Genomic DNA, 22,208 nt, shown 5'->3' with positions numbered 1-22,208 from the left:
GGGTGGCTCCTCTGGCTTTCGGTTTTGAACCTAGCCGAGAATCAAAGTCTGCGCCAACACCAAAGGCGCTGGACTATGCAGCCAAGGTTGATAGGTCTGGACCATGAACACCGCCCCGCAGAACCGCGCCGGACTGGCGATCTTGTTTGTCCTTATTGGAGTCGGTGCGATTTCCATCAATGACATGCTGATTAAACAGCTGTCGGGCGGGTATCCGTTGCATCAGATCGTGTTTGCACGCTCTGCAATCGGGATCATCATCAGCCTCGGTTTGGTCAAGCTCGAAGGTGGCTGGCATCTGCTGAGGACAAAACATCCCGGTTTGCATGTTCTGCGTGGGGTTCTGGTTGTGATCGCCAACATGGCGTTTTTCCTTGCGCTTGCAGCACTGCCACTGGCCGAAGCGACCGCGCTGTTCTTTGCGGCACCTCTCTTTATCACGCTGCTGTCCATCCCGATCCTGGGTGAAAAAGTCGGCGTCATGCGTCTGAGCGCGGTGGCTGTCGGTTTTGTCGGTGTGGTCATCATGCAGCGCCCCTGGGCAGGCGATGAAGCCCTGCACGCCTCGCGGTTGGTGCTGTTGTTGCCGGTCTTGGCCGCAATCACTTATGCGCTCAACCAGTTGATGACCCGCAAACTCGGCGTCACTGCCAAAGCATCGGTGCTGTCGCTCTATATTCAGGCGGTGTTCATTGTCGTCTCGGTCGCATTTTATCTGATTGCGGGTGATGGTCGGTTTGTTGACGAAACGTCCATGGCATCAATGCAATTCCTGCTGCGCCCTTGGGTCTGGCCCGCACCGGGCGATGGATGGGTTTTCTGGGGACTTGGGCTGAACGCCGCCATCATCGGGTATTGTCTAAGCCAGGCCTATCGCATGGCGGATGCGGCCACCGTGGCCCCGTTTGAATATGTCGGGCTGCCTTTGGCTGTCTTTTGGGGCTTTGTGATATTTCGCGACTTGCCATCTTGGGAAGTGTGGGTGGGCATCGCACTTATCCTTGGGTCGGGCCTTTTTGTTTTCCTGCGCGAACGGCAAAAAGCCCGCACCATCACCCGGGCCCAAGGCGGGCGACGATAGCTATTTCGATGCCACCTGCACGACCACCTTTCCGGTCGCCTTGCGCGTGCGCAGCAGCTCCAGCGCCTCGTTGGCCTGATCCAATGGCAAAACATGACTGACGTGCGGTTTCAGCTTGCCCTGAATATACCACTGGGTCAGTTCTTTGAAACTGTCAGTCAACACCGAAGGTTTGATCCGGGCATATGCACCCCAGTAGAATCCAAGCACTGTCAGGTTCTTGACCAGCAAGATGTTTGCCGGGATTTGCGGCACGTCACCAGAGGCAAAACCAAGCGGGATCAACCGCGCCTCGGGGTTACAGGCCCGCATCGCCGCTTTGAACTGATCGCCACCGACAGGGTCATAAACCACATCTGCCCCTCCCAGCGCCTTGACCATTTCGCGGATGTCGTCCGTCTCTGAATTGATCAGATGGTCGGCCCCGGCCGCTTTGCAGACCTCAAGCTTGTCCGCACCGCGCGCGCAGGCGATCACTTCGGCACCCATCAACTTGCCCAACTCAACAGCGGTTAATCCAATCCCACCAGAGGCACCCAAAACCAACAACCGTTCACCCGGTTGCAAGCGCGCCTTATAGGCCAGCCCGACATGGCTGGTGCCATAGGCAATCAGGAATGCAGCGGCATCAACTGCGTTCATCTCATCCGGGATAGGGACGCAAACATCTGCAGGGATTGCAGCATATTCTGTCAGCCCGTTGAATCCGGTGTAGGCCGCTACACGTTGGCCCACTTTGAAATGATCCGCACCGTCGCCAAGCGCAGTGATTGTTCCCGCAAGTTCCATCCCAAGGGTGAACGGCAAGGGTGGCTTTTCCTGATACGTCCCTTTGATGATCAGCAGGTCGCCAAAGTTCAATCCGCAAGTGTCAATCTGAACCAACACCTGGCCTTTTTCAGGTACAGGCATCTGCAATTCCTGCATCGACAATGGCTGATCGTAGGCGGTGACTTGCATGGCACGCATCAGGCGGCTCCCTCATTTGAATTTGGTGCAGAGTGGCCAGTGGGTGGGACATTGGCAAGGGGATGATCGTGACGTCACCTAGCCTGCGAAAATTACCATCCTGATGCCGTAGGCGACAACTGCCAGCGCCAGCACCGATGCCACCCAGATCACCACAAACCAGCCAATGCGCCTGACCCAGGGCGGCATCAATGATAGCCCTCATCGGGGTCAACCTTGCCGCGAAATACCCAATAGGCATAGGCGGTGTAACCCAAAATCATTGGCAGCAGAACCAGGGTGCCAACCAGCGTAAAGGCCAGTGAACTGTCTGGCGCTGCGGCCTCAGCAATGGTGAGGCTCGGGGGGACGATATGGGGATAAAAGCTGATCCCGATCCCGACAAATCCGAGAACGAAAAGCGAAAGAGCACATAGAAATGGACGTATCTCACGGCCGGTGCTGATCCCCTGAAATAACCCGACCACCGCCAAGCCAACCAAGACAGGTACCAAAACGCTAAACGCCGCGGTCGGCCAAGCGAACCAGCGGCCAAAAAACTCTTCATTCTGGAAGGGCGTCCAAAGGCTGACCAGCGCCATAAACACCAGCGTCGCAATCGCCAGAGGCCAGACAAGCCCGCGCATGTGTTCTTGAATGCGCCCCACCAGTTTCATGTTCAGCCAGGTCGCGCCAAGCAGCGCATACCCAACGGTGACGGCCACCCCGGTCAGCACGGAAAACGGGCTCAACCAATCCCACCAGCCCCCGGCATAAGCGCGGCCTTCAATCTCGATCCCTTGTACCAGCGCACCCAGCGCAATGCCCTGACACAATGCTGCCGTTAGCGATCCGCCAAAAAATGCCATGTCCCAAAACGGCTTGAAACGCTTGGTGCGCCAACGGTATTCAAACGCCACACCGCGAAACACAAGCCCAAGCAACATCAGCGTGATCGGGATATAAAGCGCGGGCATGATGACGGCATAGGCCAAGGGGAACACGGCAAAAAGCCCGCCACCACCCAGCACCAGCCACGTTTCATTGCCATCCCAGATCGGGGCCACGGAATTCATCATCACATTGCGTTCGCCTTCATCCTTGGTCAGCGGAAACAGCAAGCCTACGCCAAGGTCGAAGCCATCCAGAATGACATAGATCAGCACGGCAAGCGCGATGATCCCTGCCCAGATGAACGATAGTTCCAATCCAAACATATCAGTTGTCTCCTTTTGCCTGGCTCTGCGCCACAGGGGTGGTGCCTGCTGTGCGTGTGGGCGCGTCATCTCGCAACGGCTGCGCGCTGACCACTTTGACCGGCTGGCCCATCATCCGCAGGATGTAGAAAGTCCCTGCCCCGAAGACAAAGAAATAGACGACAATGAACGCAACAAGGGACGCCGCCACCGCCGGGGCCGCCACTGGTGCCAGACTGTCAGAGGTGCGCAGCAGGCCATAAACCGTATACGGTTGCCGCCCCACCTCGGTGGTGATCCAGCCCGCGAGCACCGCGATAAACCCGGTCGGCCCCATCGCGATCGCCGCACGGTGCAGCAATGGCGCATCAAAGAGACGTTCGCGCAGACGCGCCCAGAGCCCCCACAGGCCAAGGCCCAACATTGCAAATCCAAGGCCTATCATCACGCGAAATGAGAAAAAGACAATTGCGACAGGCGGCTCGTCCTCGTCTGGGATTGTGTCCAATCCGGCCAACGGTGCGTTCAGATCATGCTTGAGGATCAGCGAGGACAGCTTGGGTATTTCAATTGAATAATCGATCCGTTTTTCTGCCGGATTCGGGATGCCAAACAAGATCAGCGGCGCACCATTTTCGTGGCTGTCATAGTGGCCTTCCATCGCCATCACCTTGGCGGGTTGATGTTCCAATGTATTCAACCCGTGCAAATCGCCAGCGAGAATTTGCAATGGCGTGACCAGTACAAGCATCCACATTGCCATCGAAAACATCCGGCGGCTGGGGTTGTCAGACCGGTCGCGCAGCAGATGCAGCGCACCCACTGCCCCCACCACCAAAGCGGTGGTCAAAAATGCCGCCAACACCATATGCACCAACCGGTAGGGAAACGACGGGTTGAACACAATCTGCCACCAATCAAGAGGGATAAACTGGCCTACGTCATTCATCCCGAATCCGGCAGGGGTCTGCATCCAAGAATTTACCGACAATATCCAGGTGGCCGACACCAGCGTCCCAAATGCAACCATGCCTGTGGCAAACATATGCAAGCCGTTGCCCACGCGCTTGCGACCAAAAAGCATGATGCCAAGAAACCCGGCCTCAAGGAAAAACGCGGACAAAACCTCATAGGCCATCAATGGCCCCAAAACTGGCCCCGCCTTGTCCGAAAATACGGACCAGTTGGTGCCAAATTGATAGGACATGACAATGCCCGACACGACACCCATGCCAAAAGCCACCGCAAAAATCTTCTTCCAGTAATCGAATAACACGCGGAACGTATCATCACCGGTCCATAGCCACCGTGCATTCAAGACAGCCAGAAAGCTGGCAAGCCCGATCGAAAATGCCGGGAAGATAATGTGAAACGATATTGTGAATGCAAATTGCATCCGGGCCAATGTCTCAGCGGTGAAACCGTCAAACATATTGAATTCCTCGCACCTGAATTTGGCGTACAATATGATGCGTCATCGCCGGGCGCACAGGCGCATAACGCCGCACTTAGGCCTAGAAGAGAATAATCGCGCTTAGCCCCGGCGAATTTTCGCCCAGTTCGAATTCTGCGCCGTGAAGCTTTGCCACGGCATCGACCAAGCTTAGCCCCAGTCCATTGCCCGGTGTGTGCCTGCTGCGATCCAGACGGTAAAGCCGACGCACAGCCTTGTCTCTTTCATCCGCTGGAATGCCCGGTCCAGTATCAGTGACGCGGAGGCGCGGACGCCCTTTATGTCGGTCCAGAGCAACCGTAATGGTGGTGCCGCGCGGCGTGTGGCGCATTGCGTTCTCCAACAGATTAGAAAGCATTTGCCCCAAGAGCGCCCGATCACCGGTCACAATCAGGGACTCCTCAGCCAAATCGCTCTGCAATATTTGCCCATGTTCGACGGCTGCAGGCTCAAAAACCTCGACTATCGTTCGGCATAAGGCGGTCAAATCAACCGGTGCAAAGCGCGCCTTGGGCGATCCTGCTTCGACTTGGGCAAGCTGTAAAAGGGACTGAAAGACCGACGCGATGCCATCCAATTCTTCCTGAGCCTTGTCGACCAAAGCGGCCTGATCCGAGCAGTCCCTGGTGATATGGGCCAATGCGTCGAGGTGCACAGACACCCGCTGGATCGGGGTTTTCAGGTCATGAGCGATGTCTAAAGACACTTGCTTGAGTGCTGCAACAGAGGTCTCCTGCGCGCCTGCCATCTGGTTCAGCTTGCCGCCGATTTGTCTCAGGTCATCGGACCAGCGCGGTCCGATCTCGACGCGCGCGCCAAGGTTGCCGGAGGTCATATCGTCAAGCGCACGACCCACCACCTCGACGTGCCGCTTAGATCGCCGCGCGAGGATCAGACCGCCGGAAAGCGCGATCAGTACTGTTGGCAAAAGGGAGATCAGCAATATGTTCACAAACACATCGCCAAGAGCTGAAATCTCGGCGCGGCTGCGCGCGATGGTCAGCAATCCACCAAAAAGCGGTTCGGTAAGGGCCAAATAGGCACCGTCGTATTCGGCCCTATCTGCGTCCAATGATATGATGTGGAAACCTTGGTCATCGCGCGCGATGGCACCGTTGCCGTAAATCTGGCCGCTGGGCGACACATAGCTCAGGATCAGACGATTGGGGTCAGTTTCGCGCGATTCCGCCTTGACCAAAAGCGCCACGGCGCGTGCATTTGGGGCGGCCCGGAACCCGGCCAGATCCTGTGCGAGATCGGCGCGGATGGCCTGTTCGAACGATGATTGGGTAACAGCATAGCTGGCCGCCAGGCTCAGCAGACTAACCACTGAAAACAGGCCAACCATCAGAACCGCCAGCCGCAACGGCATTGACCGCCAAAGCTGGGACAGCCGCGCGTTCATCCAATTATCCTGTATCCCGCACCGCGCACGGTTTGTATCAGTTCGGTCTCGAACGGTTTGTCCACCTTGGCGCGCAACCGGCTGATGTGGGTTTCAACCACATTCGTCATTGGATCAAAACTGAGGTCCCAGACCGCTTCAAGCAGCATCGTACGGGTCTGCACCCTGCCCTTTCGCCGCAGCAAATGTTCCAGCAATTGAAATTCACGCGGCAACAGATCTATTTCAACGTCCCCCCGTATCACTTTGCGGGTGATCAAGTTCATCGTAAGGTCGCGCGCGCAAAGCGTTGTTTGTTGTTCCAACGCTTGCGGTCGGCGCGCAAGTGCCGCCACCCGTGCGGATAATTCGCCAAAAGCAAAAGGTTTGAGCAGATAGTCATCCGCACCAGCGTTGAGGCCAGCAATCCGATCCTCAACATCGCCCATCGCGGTAAGCAATAGTACTGGCACCCGGTTGCCTGCGCCCCGCAATGTCTTGAGCAAAGTCAGCCCATCCACTTCGGGCAACATCCTGTCCACGACAAGCACATCGTGTCCCCCACCAGTGGCCGCAATAAGCCCGGCCCGACCATCGGTGACCAGATCCACCACATGCCCTTCTTCACGCAGTCCGCGCGCGACATAGGCCCCGGTGGTCGCATCATCTTCGATCACAAGCAGTTTCATCTGGGTTCGGTCCTGAATTCCAACATACCCTATATAGCCACCTTGCCCCCGATGTGGGGCAATCTTACAAATTTGTATAGCCCATCAAAGAACGCTGTAAGCCGCAGGTCCCATGTGGGGAGGATAACAACAGAATGCGAGGAGCATCTTAATGAAATCATTCCTTAACAAATCACCTCATGCCGCAGCACTGGCGCTGAGCGCGGCACTTGTATCTACATCTGCGCTCACACTGGCACCTTCCGCCGCTTTCGCCGTGCCCCCCGGTGGCTATGCCGATCTGGTTGAGGCCGTATCACCCGCGGTCGTGTTCATCGAAGTCACGACAAAGGCCCAAGATGCCAACGTCACATTGCCACAGAACATGCCGGATGCGCTGCGCAAGCAGTTTGAAGAAATGTTGCCAGGTAGGGACGGCGCGCCCATGCCTCGGCAGGGGCTTGGCTCTGGTTTCATCATATCGAATGACGGGCAGATCGTGACCAATCATCACGTCGTTGAGGGCGCTGAAGAGGTCACAGTCAAGCTTGCGGATGGGCGCAGTTTTGTTGCCATCGTGGTCGGCAGCGACCCGATGACCGATATCGCGGTCCTGAAGATCGAGGCAGATGTTGACCTGCCTTTCGTAAAATTCGGCACGTCCGAGACGTTGCGCGTCGGGGATGAAGTGGTTGCCGTTGGCAACCCCTTTGGTCTTGGTGGCACAGTGACGTCCGGCATAATCTCGGCCCTGTCGCGCGATATTCATGCAGGCCCTTTTGATGACTTCATTCAGACAGACGCCGCAATCAATCGGGGGAATTCAGGCGGACCGCTCTTTAATAACAATGGTGATGTGATTGGTGTGAACACCGCGATTATCTCACCGGGTGGCGGGTCTGTCGGGATCGGCTTTGCGGTACCTTCTGACCTGGTGCAAATGGTCGTTGCTGACCTTGCTGATGACGGCCTGATTGCGCGCGGCTGGCTGGGCGTCAACATCCGCCCGATGACCGAAGAAGTCGCCAATGTTCTGGGCTATGACACACCCAAAGGTGCCGTGATCGAAGCCGTTGCAGAAGACAGCCCTGCAGCAACAGCGGGCTTGAAAAAAGGCGATATCATTTTGTCTTTTAATGACGCTGAAATCACGGAACTGCGCGATCTGACACGGGCGGTTGCCACGACCAAACCCGACGCGACGGCCAAGATTGTCGTGCTGCGTAAAGGGACAGAGCAGACATTGGACGTCATCATCGGCGCGCTCAAACCCAAGGCGGCCTGAAAAATTGCCACCATTCTCGGCGCTGGTCCCCAACGCCGGATTGCCCCGCAGAATTCGCCTGCGGGGCATCTGCTTGCGGTGTTGGAGAGGCATCGCAAGCATGATTTCCTTCTCCGGACGGTTCTTGGCATTGGCAGCAGCGATGCCGCATAGTCACCTTGCACGCCCAAATATTTGCAAGGGAAGATCATGACCACGCCCAGCCTTTTGTTACTTGTGATTTTAGCGGCATTTGGCCTCTACGCCCTTCTGAGCAAAGCGATTGACCGCAGCATTTTGACGCTTCCGTTAATCTTTACACTGGTTGGTCTGGCGTTGTCCGAGCCGGTTACACGTCACGGCAACCCAGAGGTGCTGTCTGAAGGAAAGCGCCTTTTGGCAGAGATCACTCTGATCCTGATATTGTTTTCGGACGCCAGCCACGTGCGGTTTTCTCAGCTACAGAAGAACTGGGTATTGCCAGCGCATGTTGGTGGTTGGCATGCCACTGACGGTTGGACTTGGGACACTTATCGTATTTTGGCTGAACCCTGCCTCGAGCTTTGCGATGGCACTCTTGACCGCTGCGGTACTCACCCCGACCGATGCAGCCTTGGGTCAGACGGTGCTGAACAGCCCGGATGTGCCCGAGAAATTGAGCGAAACGATTAATGTGGAAAGCGGGCTGAACGATGGTCTGGCACTGCCTTTCGTGCTGTTGGGTGCATTGCTGGTGTCCTCTGAAATTGGCCACGCAGAAACGGGTTCATTGGCCATTTCATCTGGTTTGCAGATCATAGTCGGGTCATTGGCCAGCATCGCCATTGGTTGGGCCATAGCGCGCCTGACGGAAGCCGCCCAAGACCGTGATCTTATGGGCGAGGCCGCGGGCGGGATCGTTTTCCTTTCAACAGCCTTTGGCGCGTATCTGATGTCAGAGCAGATTGGCGGCAACGGTTTCATTTCCGCATTTGTTGCCGGGATGGTCTTTGGCAATTCTTATCGCCACGACATTCATTTCATCACAGAATTTATGGAAGACGTCGGTCAGCTTCTTACAATGGCGGCGTTTCTGGTGTTTGGCGCAATCTTGCTGCCGGATGGCCTGTTGCACGTAACGCCCAAAGTGTTCGTGTTGGCGATCCTGTTCCTGACACTTGTGCGGATGGCTCCCATATTTCTATCTCTTCAGGGACGGGGTTGACGGTGCGCGACAAATTATTTCTTGGCTGGTTCGGTCCGCGTGGTTTGGCCTCAATCCTGTTTACCTTTATCATCGTGGACGAATTTGATCTGCCGGGCGAAAACGAATTGCTGGCGTGTGTCTCCATGACAGTTGCGATGTCAGTTCTGCTGCATGGGCTGTCAGCCACGCCTTTTGCAAAGATGATGCGGACACGGGTTTGACCGCTGAAAAAAGCTGGTAGATCGACGCGTTACAGCCCCTCGGCGGTTTTCAATATCCGCGCAATGGACTGCAGAATAATTGCGTTGGTGTTGATATCTGCATAGTTGGATGTCGCCTGCCCGGTGTTGCGGTAAATGCTTGAGCAAAAGCCATAAGGCGTTTGTGCTTTGCTGCGGACATATTCAACCAAGGCATCGCAATAATCGTGATTTTTGTAGGCCGCCCACAAATATGCGCCTTTTGAACTGACAACCGCGTTCTTCTCTCTGAATTCGGGCGACCGATGCGCTGGCAGGCCAGCCACCGTATCCGTTGCCCAAACTCTGCCCGGCGCATCAAATTGCAGTCCCTGATAGGTAAACCATGGTGGGCGATCAAGCGGCCCCTCTGACACGCAGGTGAATTGGCCCGTCTGATCATATTCCTCAAGCTGGGCCGCAAAGAGAACGTCGGCCAGATATGAAGACTCAGGCGACATGCCCAACTCTATCGCTTCGAGCAACAATGGCTCGGCACCCATCGGACCAATATTGCCGGCCACCTCAAGCAATCGCATCTTGCCATCAGCCACAGTGTTGCCGACGAACACCTCATAAGGGGAAAGCGCCTCAATTCCCCATGTACGAAACGCCCAGGTCGCATAATGCGCACAATGGGACCGAAAGGTGCTTTCCAGTTCTCCGCCCTGAACCGAATTGATGACCCCGTCTTTGATGATTTCGCGCAGGTCCCATTTCTTGACAATAGGGGCCGACTTATCCTGGGCCAAACCATGGCTATCCAAATTGTAGAGCGCCGCCATTAACCGGCCTGCATCGCAGCCATCGAAATTTTTAGTGCCCCATTTGAACCGATCCGTCGCAATCCAGCCTTGCGGCAACAAGCGTCCCTGTGATCTGCGCCCAGCGATATTTGGCAGGATTTTCTTGATGGCTGCCTGAAATTGCCTAGCCGTGATAAGGCCGATATCGACCGCAGCTATCAATGCGTTGATCTGGCTGCCGACATCCCACATGGTAACGGCCTCATGCAGGATCGGCTCACCCTCTGGGGAAGAGATTGTGGCGGGGCACAGACCGGTCTTCCTGTTCGTCCATTGATCAAAATATCGCCACGCTGTTTTGGCGTCCTGCAAATACGCATCTATCGCTTTCGTGCTTAAAGTTCTTTGCCTTGGCTGGCCCGCGGCGGCATAGGCAACAGTGCGGCGAAAGTGCGAGATGTAAGCGCCTTTCGGCACAATGGCCCGCACATAATCCGGCAAAGACACAGAAGACGTTATTCCATCTTGGGACAAATTCAGCAGTGTGGACTTTATCATATTGCGTTGGGCGCGCGTGCGTAACGCAGCGTTCGACACCACGATTACAAAATCACCTGTTCCCAAATCAACTTTGCGCAAATCAGAGATGCTGGCGGGGTCATCTAACAAGAAGGCAGGGACTCTGAGTTCGCCCTGTGCGCCAAGTCCTGTGTTGCTTGGATCGTTCCAGTCTATCAATGCCACGCCTAGTCCGTAAGTCTCAGGCACTGGCGTGGTCTTGGTAGGCCGAGCGACAGGATCGGATACCTCCAGAAGTTGCAGAGGAAGATCAGGTCTGTCGGATATCGTCGGGCCTTGAACATCAATCCAGTAGGTTGCTTGCCCGTCTTTAGCAGCGTGCCCGATTGCCGGCGCGCCAAAGCTAGACGCAAGACCAGCCGCTGCCAGTTCTTGGCGAAATCCCGCAAGAATTTCCTGGTCCTCAGCGTTGGCGTTTTCACCTAGCACAAAGTGCAGCCCGATGTTGCGCCGGTATCCGTAAGCATCCCTGAATTGCAAATCTGAGCCGAGAATGGGCGTAGACCAATCCGCACCATCTGAGGTTTGGACATCAAGCGCGAACTGCGTCGCCGCGGCCTCCAGATTGGCAATCGACAAATTGGCAAAGTCTTTTGCAGACAGGTACAAAACTTGTTCAACGCGACGCGGCTGCGCAGTACCCACGTTGCCCCTTGCTCGGCCAAGTGTCACGCGGCGGCCACCGATCATTCGCAGAACGCCGTCGTCCCATGCTTCTGGCCGTACCTCTTGAGTTTCAGACGGGCGCATCAGCACATTCCGAAAACCACCTGCCCGTATGCCAGACGGAGCGAGCGGGTCAGTTGCCATGTCACAGGCGATGGTGCGCAGATGCATGACATTTGCAATGCCTGCGCCGTCGCCCCAAATACTGGTGGCCAAATCAATCCGCGCTTGGTGGGCTGCGCGTGCCTGAAAGTAGGGGTTTAGAGTGGCCAGATCCTTTGCAACTGGCACAACCTCAAAAAGGCCCGGAAGCGTTTGAAGATGCGTGCGCAGCGCGCTTGCAACGAGACCTTGAGAATGGAGCCGGCCCGTCTTGTTCTTTGGCACCTCAATCAAACAGGTCAGCGGCACGCCAGCCTTGGCAAACGTATTAAGAACGATTGCCAATCGCTCTGCATCCGTGTCCGGACCGACTCCGTCCATAACCAAAACAGTGTTTTGTGTCAGTGATGTCGCACCAATGGCTTCACCTGATGCAGTAAGGAGGATCGGTGAGGCGCTGCCCCACTTCAGGAATGTGCGACGTGAAATCATGTCAGTCTTGAATGATCAAATTCGAAACCCAGTCGGTTCGCGCGACCCCATTTTGCCAATGAACCAGTGGCCGCACGCCAAAGGGCCCGGATGACGGAATAATAAAGCAGCTGGCGATAGAATATTCGCTGCAAGGGGATCAACCACATCAAACGACGATCTTCTCTGGGATCCATTCTAAAGGCGAGTGCCACAGTCAAGATTTCAAACATGGGTAACGCAAGATAAGCCAACAGCATTGAACCTGATGTTGATGCAGGGACGCCCTGTGTCGGTTGGTCTGAGCCGCTAAAGAAGTTGTAGATCAGGATAATCAGAAAAATATCAGCCAGAGGTGCCAAGAGCGGCATAAGATACCCAAAGATGGCCAAATCGGGCAGCGAAATCAGGCCAAGTTTGCGGCCCTCAATTATTGCGCCACGATGTTTCCAACCGGCCTGCATCATCCCCAATGACCAGCGTAAACGCTGCGCCAGCAAACCTTTGACGGTGCTCGGGGTTTCGGTCGTCGCGATCGCCCTTTCTTCGTAGGCGACGCGGTAATCCGTTCGGATGATTGCCATGGTCATGTCAGCATCCTCGGTCAGTGTTTCGGTCGAGAATATGCCCGCCTCCATCAAGGCTGTGGTCCGCCATGCCCCGATTGCACCGGGCACGACTGTGATGGCGTTAAGATATTCTTTCGCACGCCGCTCAATGCTCTGAGCTGTAATATACTCAAGCGCCTGAAGGCGCGTCAGGATATTGGTCCGATTGCCAACCACAACCCGTCCTGCAACGGCACCGATTGCAGGGTCTTTGAAATGCGCGGCCAAATATCCGACGGCCCGGCGGTGAATATGTGAATCAGCATCAATGCAGATCAACACGTCGCTGTCCGTTTCAAACAACGCCGCGTTTATCGCACTGGCCTTGCCCCTGTTTGGTTGCTTCAGAACTGTGATCAGCGAGTGATCCGCAAATGCCATCGCCGCTTCATAGGTGCCATCGGTTGACCCATCATCAATAATGATCACGTCAAAATCAGAATACTCTGTCGCCAGAACATTCTCGATGCATGCACCAATCACGTCCGCCTCGTTGAACGCGGGAATGACAATCGTGACAGATGGCGCATGGCCATTAGGTGGCAGGTGCCGCTGGCGCGCGGCAGTCAGGATCAAAAGGAACACCGACCGCAGCAAACCAATTGTCAGAACTGACCAAAAAATGATTTCAAGCACGGACCAGCTGTTGCCAACTGCCTGAAAAGAGAGCTTTTGAAATGTTGAATTCAGGCCGCCGGTATCATGCAGCAGGCTTTGTGGTGACGTCTCAAGAAAATCAGCTATGGACGTAAATACATATCCTTTGTCGCGCAGTGTCTTGATCACCATTGGCAAGGCTTTGACCATGTGAGTTTGATCACCGCCACCATCATGCAAGAGAATAATGCCACCTGCATTTTCTTCTACTTCGGCAACAATTTTTCTAACCAAAAGTTCGGGGGCTTGTGGCACCCAGTCATCAGGCACGATATCCATGCCCGCGATCACATATCCCAACTTCTCCAGCGGCAATAACGATGCGACCTGCTTGGAAGATACAGGTCCGCCGCTGACCATGTATGGCTCCCGGTACAGACGCATTTCCTTGCCCGTAAGACCGTTAACCAATTGTTGGACTGAGTTGATTTCGATCGTTGCCCGCCCGGCGGAAATGTCACCCATGCGAGGATGGGAATAGGTATGCGATCCTAATTCATGCCCCTCTGCCAGAATGCGCTCGACCAATTCCGGAGATTTCAAAACATTATTGCCCAACACAAAAAATGTTGCTGGCGTGTCCGTACTTTTAAGGATGTCCAGTGTCTTGGGCGTAAAGGCTGGATCAGGTCCATCATCGAAAGTCAGCACAACCTTGTTTGCCTGCCCCTGTCCATAAAGGCGAACGACACTGGCCTGTGGCATTTTGGGATAGCTGAGCGACACTATTTGGTTGCTCTGTGGATCAACAGACACGTCACGTTGGCCAACGATCGGCATTGAAATCGGCGATACAAACGCGCCATTTCCAAAACGTTCAACGTAGTTGGAAAAGACGACGTTACTCAAGCTGTCGGCGGACAGTGGTTGTGATTTCCGTTTTTGATCCAGCACTGCCCAAATTCCCGGATCTTCGTACCCCAAACCCCAAACTCCGATGGAAGCCACATCTTGGTCATTCAACAGCAAAAGCTGGTTATGCATCGTTACCGCATCCAGCATCCAGAGCCGGTGTTGAAATCCCTTGGCATCTACAAAGACGGCACGCGCATTGCCAACGGTCGGTTCAAACTGCGGCGCTTTCTCGGCCTGCGCCAAGGCGGACATGGCTTTGGCGTATGGAACGGTTTGCGGCTTTGGCGTGCCTGATACCCAATCGACCGTGAACGTGCCAAGCGCAATCACCAGCTTCTCTGGCACGACCGTCTTCTGCAACATTTCGACATGACGTTCGAACCAGTCGGTCGCCGCGAGCGGTTGTGGTGCCGATCCTATCCAGGGTTCGGCAAATGCCTTGGCCACAATGATATCAGCAAAGCGATCTGCTATCCTGAATAAACGACGGTCGGCCGCCCATGGCATTATGATGCAGGTTTGAAGTCCCTGTTCTCGCAGGCTCCGTCCGACCTGACTCAGCAGGGACGCAAACGCAGCCGTGCTTTGTTTGGATAAATTGGTCACATCCAGACACGCACCGGCCACATCGCTGTCAGGGTTCCATCGATCAAAGAAACGGGCCAGTGACACATTGATTTCAGCCTGCCCTGGCGCGGTAAGATATAGCCGTGCTGCGGTTTCCCCGAATGAGATCGCCGGCAAAACCTCTATCTGACGGGGATGGCGCGCCGCATCTTCAAGCAACGTCGCCCGCGCCTCAGCGTTGGGGTCGTGCATTGCAAGCCCCTGGGGACCGCCGCCCAATTCGTACCATTCAGGAACAAGAACATCGATCGTATCACAACTTTGGTCAAGCGCATCGCCGCTCCAGGAATGCGTGCTGGGAACAAAGCCATATATTTTTTTTACGGGTGCCGCCGCGCCCTCCTTTGCTTGCCCGTTGGTCGGCAGGCATCGATATTCTGCGGCAGCTTGTCGATGATACGTTTCGATTGCAGTAGTAAATCCATCAATTCGGTCTAGCGCATTTCGATCATTTTCTGATCCGGTTTGGGTGAACTGTCCCTTTATGTGGACAAGATCGTCTGGAAGAGCCGCTTCCAATTCGTGGGTCGACATGAGCCCCACTGAAAAAATTATCACCCATAAAAAAACGGCAACCAATAATGTTGCCCCGGAATACAAAATTCGCCCGCGCCGGCGATTGCTCGGATCGAAAAAAACTCGTTCAGACAAGCCGCGTTCGATCCTCGGATCGCGAAATGAATGTGACGTTTTGTGCAAACTTCACTCCGGAAAAACGTTAATAAAACAGTGAATTTCTCACTGCTGAGGGCATGAATTCCCAGGTACGATTTGGGCACACGAAGAATTCGAATGAAATTTTATAAAAATAGCCAACAATTAATCAGAAACAGCACCCCACCCAACAATTCACCAATCACCTAATTCCAGTACGGCGCGCTCAGCGCAGTTTCGCAGAAAATGGATCCGCCCAGAATTAACAACTTTAACCGGATTCAGCAGCCTCACAAATGCCTGCTGACCCAAAGTAGCCCCCAATAATATATGATGATATCCAATGTCGTGTCACGGATTGCGTTGCAATTTCCTACAATCTCAACCGACAGTAGAAAGGTTGTTCTAAAAAAGAACATGATCTTCATAGAAAACCGATATTGGTGCTCTTACGATCACCTTCAACGTGACTTCTTTCAATAAAGACAATTACAAGTTGAATAGATATCCAATTACCCTACCTGATTCTAAATTCTGCTTCTGTTGAATTTGGTTTCCTTGAGATCGCGCTGACTCAAGTTGATCCTGAGGGGCTGTAAAATCGACCGACTTCTCGATCCACTTCAGTGCAACCATAAGAACCTTCATATTTCTAACTGATTTTCGCCCCCACTTCTTAAGCATTCATCAACCATTTCTGTCCACCTTTGCATGATCGCTCGGCCTCTCGCACGTGGCGGCCAGACACGCGGTTTAATTTGAAAAGGGGACAATCGAGATGGAGTTTGGTCAGCACTTTCGGATTTTGGCATGTGCTGTTTTTGCGGCATGTGGTGCCAACATGGTATCGGCGGAACAGCAGTTTAATGCATTTCTGACAGGGTACAGTTATTGGGACAACACACCCAGAGGATCAAGCCAGATCGCGCGCCCAGTGGTACACCATCAGGCTGGTGGCTCCGGGACGTACCGCGATCCGGTCACGCTCGCCGTGGGTCATGTCAAACATGCGGGGCGCAGCGTGATGGACTTCCCGGCAGGCACTCGGTTTTACATTCCCCGCCTGCGAAAATATGCAATTGTCGAAGATCTCTGCGGGGACGGCAACACACCACAATATGGTCCTTGTCACAGTGGATATAATGGTCATGTCTGGCTTGATATCTATGTGGATGGCAAAAATGCAGGTGGACAGGCGGCCGATCAGTGTATGCGCAATCTGACGGGTATTCAAAGAGTGATTATTAATCCCGTTCCCGGCCGCCCTGTGCAACGCGGGCCAATCACTGAGAGTGGTTGCCGAATTTTCTAGCGGTTAAACCGGACCCTTACGCGAATCGGTCAATGGATGTCAGGTTCAGGAACAGGCGCACCAAATTCGGTCCCCAGAAAATCGAAATCACAGCCCTTGTCAGCCTGTTCGATATGTTTGGAAAATATCCAGCCATAGCCCCTTTCATATTTTGGCTCGGGCTGCTGCCACCGTTCCCGCCGCTGGGTCAGCTCATCTTCTGAAAGTTCGACTTCCAGACGGCGGTTCGGGACATCCAGCGAAATAATGTCTCCGGTTTCGATCAATGCCAAGGGTCCTCCGACAAACGCTTCCGGGGCAACATGAAGGATACAAGCGCCATAGCTTGTCCCGCTCATCCGTGCATCAGACAGCCGGACCATATCGCGATGACCTTCGTTCAAAAGCTTTTGCGGCATGGGGATCATGCCCCATTCCGGCATCCCCGGTCCCCCCTGTGGCCCCGCATTGCGCAAGATCAGCACGTGATCGGCTGTGATATGGGCCAGCGAATCATTGATGATTTTGGATAGTTCCGGGTAGGAATTCGCCACAATCGCCGGGCCACGGTGGGTCATGAATTTTGGGTCCATTGCAACCGGTTTGATCACCGCACCATCCGGGGCGAGATTGCCTTTCAGAACCGCCAGTGATCCTTCATGATAGACCGGATTGGTCAGGGGCCGGATCACATCCTCGTTGTAATTTCTTGCATCCTTCAGGCCTTCGCCTAGACATTCACCAGTCACCGTAAGCGTGGTTAAATCCAACTTCGGCCCCAGTTCTTTCATCAAGGCAGTAAGGCCACCCGCATAATAGAAATCTTCCATTAGGTATTGGGTGCCAGAGGGGCGAATGTTGGCGATCACCGGAGTTGTGCGGCCAATCGCATCCAGATCATCAAGGGTAAGGGCAATGCCGGCCCGTCGTGCCATGGCGACCAGATGAATGATGGCGTTGGTCGAACATCCCGTTGCCATGGCCACCGTGACGGCATTGCGGGTGCTGGCCGAGGTCATGATTTTGTCAGGGGTCAGATCCTCCCAAACCATATCAACGATCCGCCGCCCGCATGCAGCGCTCATGCGTTGATGGTTCGCATCTGCCGCTGGGATTGAAGAAGCACCCGGCAGGCACAGACCCCACGCATCAGCAAGAGCGGTCATCGTGCTGGCCGTGCCCATTGTCATGCAGTGGCCGTATGACCGCGCAATACCACCTTCGACACCTTGCCATTCTGATTTGGATATATTGCCAGCGCGCCGTTCATCCCAATATTTCCATACGTCGGCACCGGAACCCAAAGTTCGCCCCGCATAATTTCCGCGCAACATCGGTCCGGCTGGCAGATAGATAAACGGCAATCCCATCGACACCGCCCCCATAATCAATGCAGGTGTGGATTTGTCGCAGCCACCCATCAAAACAGCACCGTCAACGGGGTTAGACCGCAGAACTTCTTCGACCTCCATCGCGACCATGTTTCGATAAAGCATTGCAGTGGGTTTCAGCAGTTGTTCGCCCAGAGAATGCACTGGGATCTCCACAGGCATGCCGCCTGATTGTAAAATTCCCTTCTTCACAAACTCCACACGATCTCGAAAATGCATGTGACAAGGTTGAAGGTCGGACCAAGTATTCAATATCGCGATGATGGGTTTACCTTCCCAATCCTCGGCAGATAACCCCATTTGTAAAGTGCGAGAACGATGCCCAAAGGACCGCAGGTCATCAGGTGCGTACCATCGGGCAGAACGAAGATCTTTGCTGTCTTTCATGGCCATCTGGGTCAACCTCATTCCTCGGCAAATTGTATCATCGCTTCCGAGTTTGACCTAACTTCGTGGGATCCAAATTCAATCCGCTAGACAAAAACGGGTTGCCCTTTTTCAAGCGAAAGTGCTGCGGCATCTGCCAGCAATTGGGCCTTGAGCCCATCGTTGATCGAAGGATTTGGCGCTTCACCCTTGCTCACTGCCTCAACGAAATGAGTTATTTCAGCCAGATACGCTGCCTCATACCGTTCCAGGAAAAAGTGTTGCGCAGGTGCCCGGACGTATCCGGTCTCTGTGGCCTGCTCTACCGTGTTTTCAAGGATGTTATCAGCGCGCAGCATCCCCTTTGCACCGTGGACTTCGATCCGCTGGTCGTAGCCATAGGTGGCCCGGCGTGAATTGGATATTTGGCAGATTTTTCCGCCCGCCGTGGTCAATGTCACTGCCGCAGTATCCACATCCCCCGCCGCGCCTATTTCAGAATCAACCAAGGCCGATCCGACGGCATAGACGCTGGTCGGCTCCTCGCCCAAAAGGAAACGCGCCATGTCAAAATCGTGGATCATCATGTCGCGAAATATCCCGCCAGAGCTTTTGATATACGAGATTGGTGGTGGGTTTGGGTCTCTGGATTGGATGGTCACAATTTCGACCGCACCAATGGCACCTTCGGCAATGCGTGCCTGGACATTGGCAAAGTTCGGATCGAAGCGGCGGTTGAACGCAGTCATGAACGCCACGCCGCTGGTGCGCACAACGTCTATACAATCGCGAATACGCGCAGCAGACAGGTCTACAGGTTTTTCGCAAAAGATCGCCTTGCCAGCTTGTGCAGCCGCGTGAATCAGATCGTAATGTGTGTCGGTCGGAGTGCAGAGGATGACCGCGTCAATATCCTTTGATCCGATAATCGCCTGAGCGTCACGCACTTCGGCACCCGTTTGTTCTGCGAGTGATTGCGCTGCCTCGGGGAATGCATCTGCAACTGCGACCAGTGATGCATCGCGCAGCCGCATGAAGGAGCGGGCATGTACTTGACCAATTCGGCCACACCCCAATATTCCGATTCGCATCATTCACGCCCCTTTTTGATAATGGCCGAAGGCAGATAGAACAGTTCTTGCTGCCCTCACCATCGGTTCGTGGGTTTCTTTCAATATCGCAACGCGGTCAAACCGCTCGGGATCACTGTTAACAGCGTGGCGCAAAGCATCCCCAAACGCCATTCTTAGTTCTGTACCGATGTTGAACTTGCAAATTTTCGACCCCGTTGCCAGCGCCCTGCGCTGTGAGACGGGCACGCCAGAGCCGCCGTGAATGACAAGCGGGACATCTGACATCGCTTCAATTTCTGCGATGCGTGCAACATCCAAACCGCCTTGTTTATCTTGTTGCAGATGCACGTTTCCGACCGAGATTGCCATTGCATCCACACCGGTCTCACGTGCAAATTGCGCCGCTTCTTTTGGATCAGTTCCCGCCGAACTTTCGCCTTCGGCGTAGCCAACAAAGCCGATTTCACCTTCGCAAGAGATGCCAGCATCATGGGCCATCCTTGCAACCGTAGCGGTTTCGTCAATGTTTTGGGCCAACGGCTTGCGGGAACCATCGTACATCAAGGACGTAAATCCGGCGTCCAATGCGGCGCGGCATTCTTCGAGCGTATAGCCGTGATCCAGATGCGCCACCACCGGGACACTGGCCGTTTCCGCCAGATGGCGGAACATCTTGCCCAGTATCGGCAAAGGTGTATGGGCCCGGCAGGATGGCCCGGCCTGAAGTATCAGGGGGCACCCTTCGGCCTCAGCTGCTGCAACAAACGCGCGCATGTCTTCCCAGCCCAATGTCACCAGACCGGCAACCGCATAATTGCCTTTTAGAGCGGGCTGAAGAACCTCAGCAAGTGTGGCAAGTGTCATTTGAACTTGGCCACCATGTCTTTGATGCCGGGAATGGTTTCAACCTGATAGGCATGGGTTGGTTGGAAAAACTGGACCAGTGACCGCTGCGATAGGCCGCCAAGGATGGTGAAATAATACATCTCATATCCCGGCATAACGGCGCAGGGATGGTAGCCATTGTCGATACAGATGGTCGAACGGTCCATCAGTTGATAGGCGTCGCCTGGCTTTCCTTCTTCACGTTGAAGAATTTGCACGCCCGCCCCATGGTTTGGGCGAAACCGAAAATTGTAGGTTTCGTCATGGCGCGTTTCGATGATGTTGCCGTTTTCGTCTGTGCGGTCCGTGTCATGCTTGTGTGCAGGAAAACCCGACCAGCCACCTTGGCCGACCGTGTACAATTCCGACACCAGCAGACGCCCTACTTTGCCATGCTGCTTTTGGCCGAGGATATGTTTGATCTTGCGATGTGTTTTGGTGTCATCGCTGCCATATTGGACCTTGTCCAACTCGGCCACGCGCACATCAAAGGGGTCGAGCACTTTGTGATATTTGGCTCCGGCGACAAAGGTCTCTGTGTCCTTTGTGGCAACGATCGTGACCTTGGCACCGACGGGAACATAAACGCCTTCGGGTTCACCGTCCCAGACATCGCTGCCCCGCTTTCCAAGGGCGGCAAACGAGACCCCTTCAACAGACACATCAACGGTCCCTGTTGCAGGCACGATGCAGGTTTCATACCCTGGGACCTGATATTCAAAGGCGTCGCCCGCTTTTAATGTGACGATATTGAAGTAGTTTAGGGGGACCGTAGGGTCATTCGCATCAACGATGGCTTTGTTCTTGTTGTCGTGCGGCGCAATATGCATGGATTTTCCTTTAGGCAACGTCAGTTGGGCCGGGATGATCGGCAAGAAAGGTGTCGAGTTCGACCGGGTATGGCATCGCAGGCGCGCAGCCCGGCTTGGCCACAACAATGGCCGCGCAAGCAGAGCCGCGAAGGACGGCGGATTTTATCTGATCCCCGGCAGCCAGGCTCGTCAGAAAACCAGCCATAAAACTGTCGCCGGCACCTGTGGGTTTCAAAGCATTGACCGGGTAAATGCCGGTGCGCAGTTCCTGACCACCTGAGAATGTCACAGCGCCTTTTTCGCCCATTTTATAGACCACGATCCGTCCGCTATTGGCTGCCAACTCGCGGGCCTTGGCCATGCCATTTTCGATCCCGCCAGCCATGAATCCGAATTCCTCATCATTGCCGACGATTACGTCTGACAAATCCCCCGCCTTAGATAGAACTTCTTGTGCGACTTGAGATGAGGGCCAGCTATACGGTCGATAATCAACGTCGAAAATGATTGGCATTCCCGCTGCTCGGGCCAGCGCGAACGCGCGAAAAGCTGCCGTGCGGGAAGGCTCTGCCGCGAAAACGGTGCCTGCTGTGACCAACGCGCCAAATCGGCTGTAATCCACCGCCTCTACATCTGCTACTGTCATCTCAAAATCTGCAGCACCGTTTCGGTAAATCACCGACTGATGATCCTTAATCCGGCTTTCATACAGCGCGAGCGAATTGCGGGCCTCGCCGCCAACGGATTTCACGTAACTGGTATCGACACCATAGTGGCGCAGTTTATTGGTGCAAAATCGGCCCACGGCGTCGTCTGATACGCAGGTCACCAGCGATGCAGTGCCGCCTAGTTTGACAATGCCAGCAGCAATGTTCGCAGATGACCCGCCCATGTCGGCAGTAAAACTGTCGGCGTGTTCTGTCGCAACGCCGGGTGCGGGGTACAAATCCATGCCAACCCGTCCGACGACGACAAATGCGTTGCGCTTGATACCTGCCATGACATT

Annotated in this window: 18 protein-coding genes; 5 read left to right on the top strand and 13 right to left on the bottom strand. The window is 54.6% G+C overall.

The genetic code is table 11. From position 1 onward, the window contains the following. The first annotated feature begins 103 nt into the window (after positions 1–103). Positions 104–1,081, top strand: coding sequence for a DMT family transporter (locus ACEWL3_RS02905; protein WP_386177528.1), 978 nt, complete (start codon positions 104–106; stop codon positions 1,079–1,081). Here the strand turns inward: ACEWL3_RS02905 and ACEWL3_RS02900 are convergent, their stop codons facing one another. The 6 genes from ACEWL3_RS02900 to ACEWL3_RS02875 form a co-directional block, all read right to left on the bottom strand. After that, positions 1,082–2,050 (bottom strand): NADPH:quinone oxidoreductase family protein, encoded by a 969-nt coding sequence (locus ACEWL3_RS02900; protein ID WP_386177527.1) that lies wholly within the window; start codon positions 2,048–2,050, stop codon positions 1,082–1,084. Positions 2,051–2,128: 78 nt separating this feature from the next. Then, positions 2,129–2,239: a DUF2474 domain-containing protein gene (locus tag ACEWL3_RS02895; RefSeq protein WP_386177526.1), complete on the bottom strand. Its 111-nt coding sequence runs from the start codon at positions 2,237–2,239 to the stop codon at positions 2,129–2,131. Continuing rightward, a complete protein-coding gene (cydB, locus tag ACEWL3_RS02890) occupies positions 2,239–3,246 on the bottom strand; it encodes a cytochrome d ubiquinol oxidase subunit II (RefSeq protein WP_386177525.1) in 1,008 nt (335 codons plus the stop codon). Before cydB ends, ACEWL3_RS02895 begins: the two co-directional genes overlap by 1 nt. Before the next feature lies 1 nt (position 3,247). After that, positions 3,248–4,657: a cytochrome ubiquinol oxidase subunit I gene (locus ACEWL3_RS02885; RefSeq protein WP_386177524.1), complete on the bottom strand. Its 1,410-nt coding sequence runs from the start codon at positions 4,655–4,657 to the stop codon at positions 3,248–3,250. 82 nt (positions 4,658–4,739) lie between these two features. After that, the gene (locus tag ACEWL3_RS02880) at positions 4,740–6,083 is read right to left on the bottom strand and encodes a sensor histidine kinase (protein ID WP_386177523.1); all 1,344 of its coding nucleotides are present in this window, start codon (positions 6,081–6,083) and stop codon (positions 4,740–4,742) included. Beyond that, a complete protein-coding gene (locus ACEWL3_RS02875; RefSeq protein ID WP_386177522.1) occupies positions 6,080–6,751 on the bottom strand; it encodes a winged helix-turn-helix domain-containing protein in 672 nt (223 codons plus the stop codon). The genes ACEWL3_RS02880 and ACEWL3_RS02875 overlap by 4 nt, the downstream gene beginning before the upstream one ends. A gap of 151 nt (positions 6,752–6,902) precedes the next feature. On the opposite strand from ACEWL3_RS02875, the gene ACEWL3_RS02870 reads away from it, so the two are divergent. From ACEWL3_RS02870 to ACEWL3_RS02860, 3 genes are all read left to right on the top strand, one after another. Then, complete coding sequence (locus ACEWL3_RS02870; RefSeq protein ID WP_386177521.1) at positions 6,903–8,015, top strand: Do family serine endopeptidase; 1,113 nt, start codon at positions 6,903–6,905, stop codon at positions 8,013–8,015. 481 nt (positions 8,016–8,496) lie between these two features. Further along, positions 8,497–9,198 (top strand): cation:proton antiporter domain-containing protein, encoded by a 702-nt coding sequence (locus ACEWL3_RS02865; RefSeq protein ID WP_386177520.1) that lies wholly within the window; start codon positions 8,497–8,499, stop codon positions 9,196–9,198. 2 nt (positions 9,199–9,200) lie between these two features. Then, the gene (locus tag ACEWL3_RS02860) at positions 9,201–9,401 is read left to right on the top strand and encodes a hypothetical protein (protein WP_386177519.1); all 201 of its coding nucleotides are present in this window, start codon (positions 9,201–9,203) and stop codon (positions 9,399–9,401) included. A 29-nt stretch (positions 9,402–9,430) separates the two neighbouring features. Here ACEWL3_RS02860 and ACEWL3_RS02855 read toward each other — a convergent pair whose 3' ends face one another. Continuing rightward, positions 9,431–12,004, bottom strand: coding sequence for a DUF3131 domain-containing protein (locus ACEWL3_RS02855; RefSeq protein WP_386177518.1), 2,574 nt, complete (start codon positions 12,002–12,004; stop codon positions 9,431–9,433). Then, positions 12,001–14,922 carry a polysaccharide deacetylase family protein gene (locus ACEWL3_RS02850; protein WP_386177517.1) on the bottom strand — a complete coding sequence of 974 codons (2,922 nt, stop codon included), beginning with the start codon at positions 14,920–14,922 and terminating at the stop codon, positions 12,001–12,003. Before ACEWL3_RS02850 ends, ACEWL3_RS02855 begins: the two co-directional genes overlap by 4 nt. A gap of 1,240 nt (positions 14,923–16,162) precedes the next feature. On the opposite strand from ACEWL3_RS02850, the gene ACEWL3_RS02845 reads away from it, so the two are divergent. Beyond that, complete coding sequence (locus ACEWL3_RS02845) at positions 16,163–16,696, top strand: hypothetical protein (protein ID WP_386177516.1); 534 nt, start codon at positions 16,163–16,165, stop codon at positions 16,694–16,696. A 29-nt stretch (positions 16,697–16,725) separates the two neighbouring features. Here the strand turns inward: ACEWL3_RS02845 and araD are convergent, their stop codons facing one another. The 5 genes from araD to iolC form a co-directional block, all read right to left on the bottom strand. Continuing rightward, positions 16,726–18,459: an L-arabinonate dehydratase gene (araD, locus tag ACEWL3_RS02840; protein ID WP_435000525.1), complete on the bottom strand. Its 1,734-nt coding sequence runs from the start codon at positions 18,457–18,459 to the stop codon at positions 16,726–16,728. 80 nt (positions 18,460–18,539) lie between these two features. Further along, positions 18,540–19,526 carry an inositol 2-dehydrogenase gene (gene iolG / locus ACEWL3_RS02835; protein ID WP_386177515.1) on the bottom strand — a complete coding sequence of 329 codons (987 nt, stop codon included), beginning with the start codon at positions 19,524–19,526 and terminating at the stop codon, positions 18,540–18,542. After that, the gene (locus tag ACEWL3_RS02830; RefSeq protein WP_386177514.1) at positions 19,527–20,369 is read right to left on the bottom strand and encodes a class II fructose-bisphosphate aldolase; all 843 of its coding nucleotides are present in this window, start codon (positions 20,367–20,369) and stop codon (positions 19,527–19,529) included. Beyond that, entirely contained in the window at positions 20,366–21,220 is an 855-nt protein-coding gene (locus ACEWL3_RS02825) for a 5-deoxy-glucuronate isomerase (RefSeq protein WP_386177513.1), read from the bottom strand. The genes ACEWL3_RS02830 and ACEWL3_RS02825 overlap by 4 nt, the downstream gene beginning before the upstream one ends. Positions 21,221–21,230: 10 nt before the next feature. Next, on the bottom strand, positions 21,231–22,202 hold the full coding sequence (iolC, locus tag ACEWL3_RS02820) for a 5-dehydro-2-deoxygluconokinase (protein WP_386177512.1): 972 nt from the start codon (positions 22,200–22,202) through the stop codon (positions 21,231–21,233). Between the last annotated feature and the right edge of the window lie 6 nt (positions 22,203–22,208).

The organism is Sulfitobacter sediminivivens (assembly GCF_042611115.2).
Classification (GTDB): Bacteria; Pseudomonadota; Alphaproteobacteria; order Rhodobacterales; family Rhodobacteraceae; genus Sulfitobacter; species Sulfitobacter sediminivivens.
The sequence above is the reverse complement of the archived record's forward strand: the minus strand, read 5'-3'. Positions and strand labels throughout refer to the sequence as shown.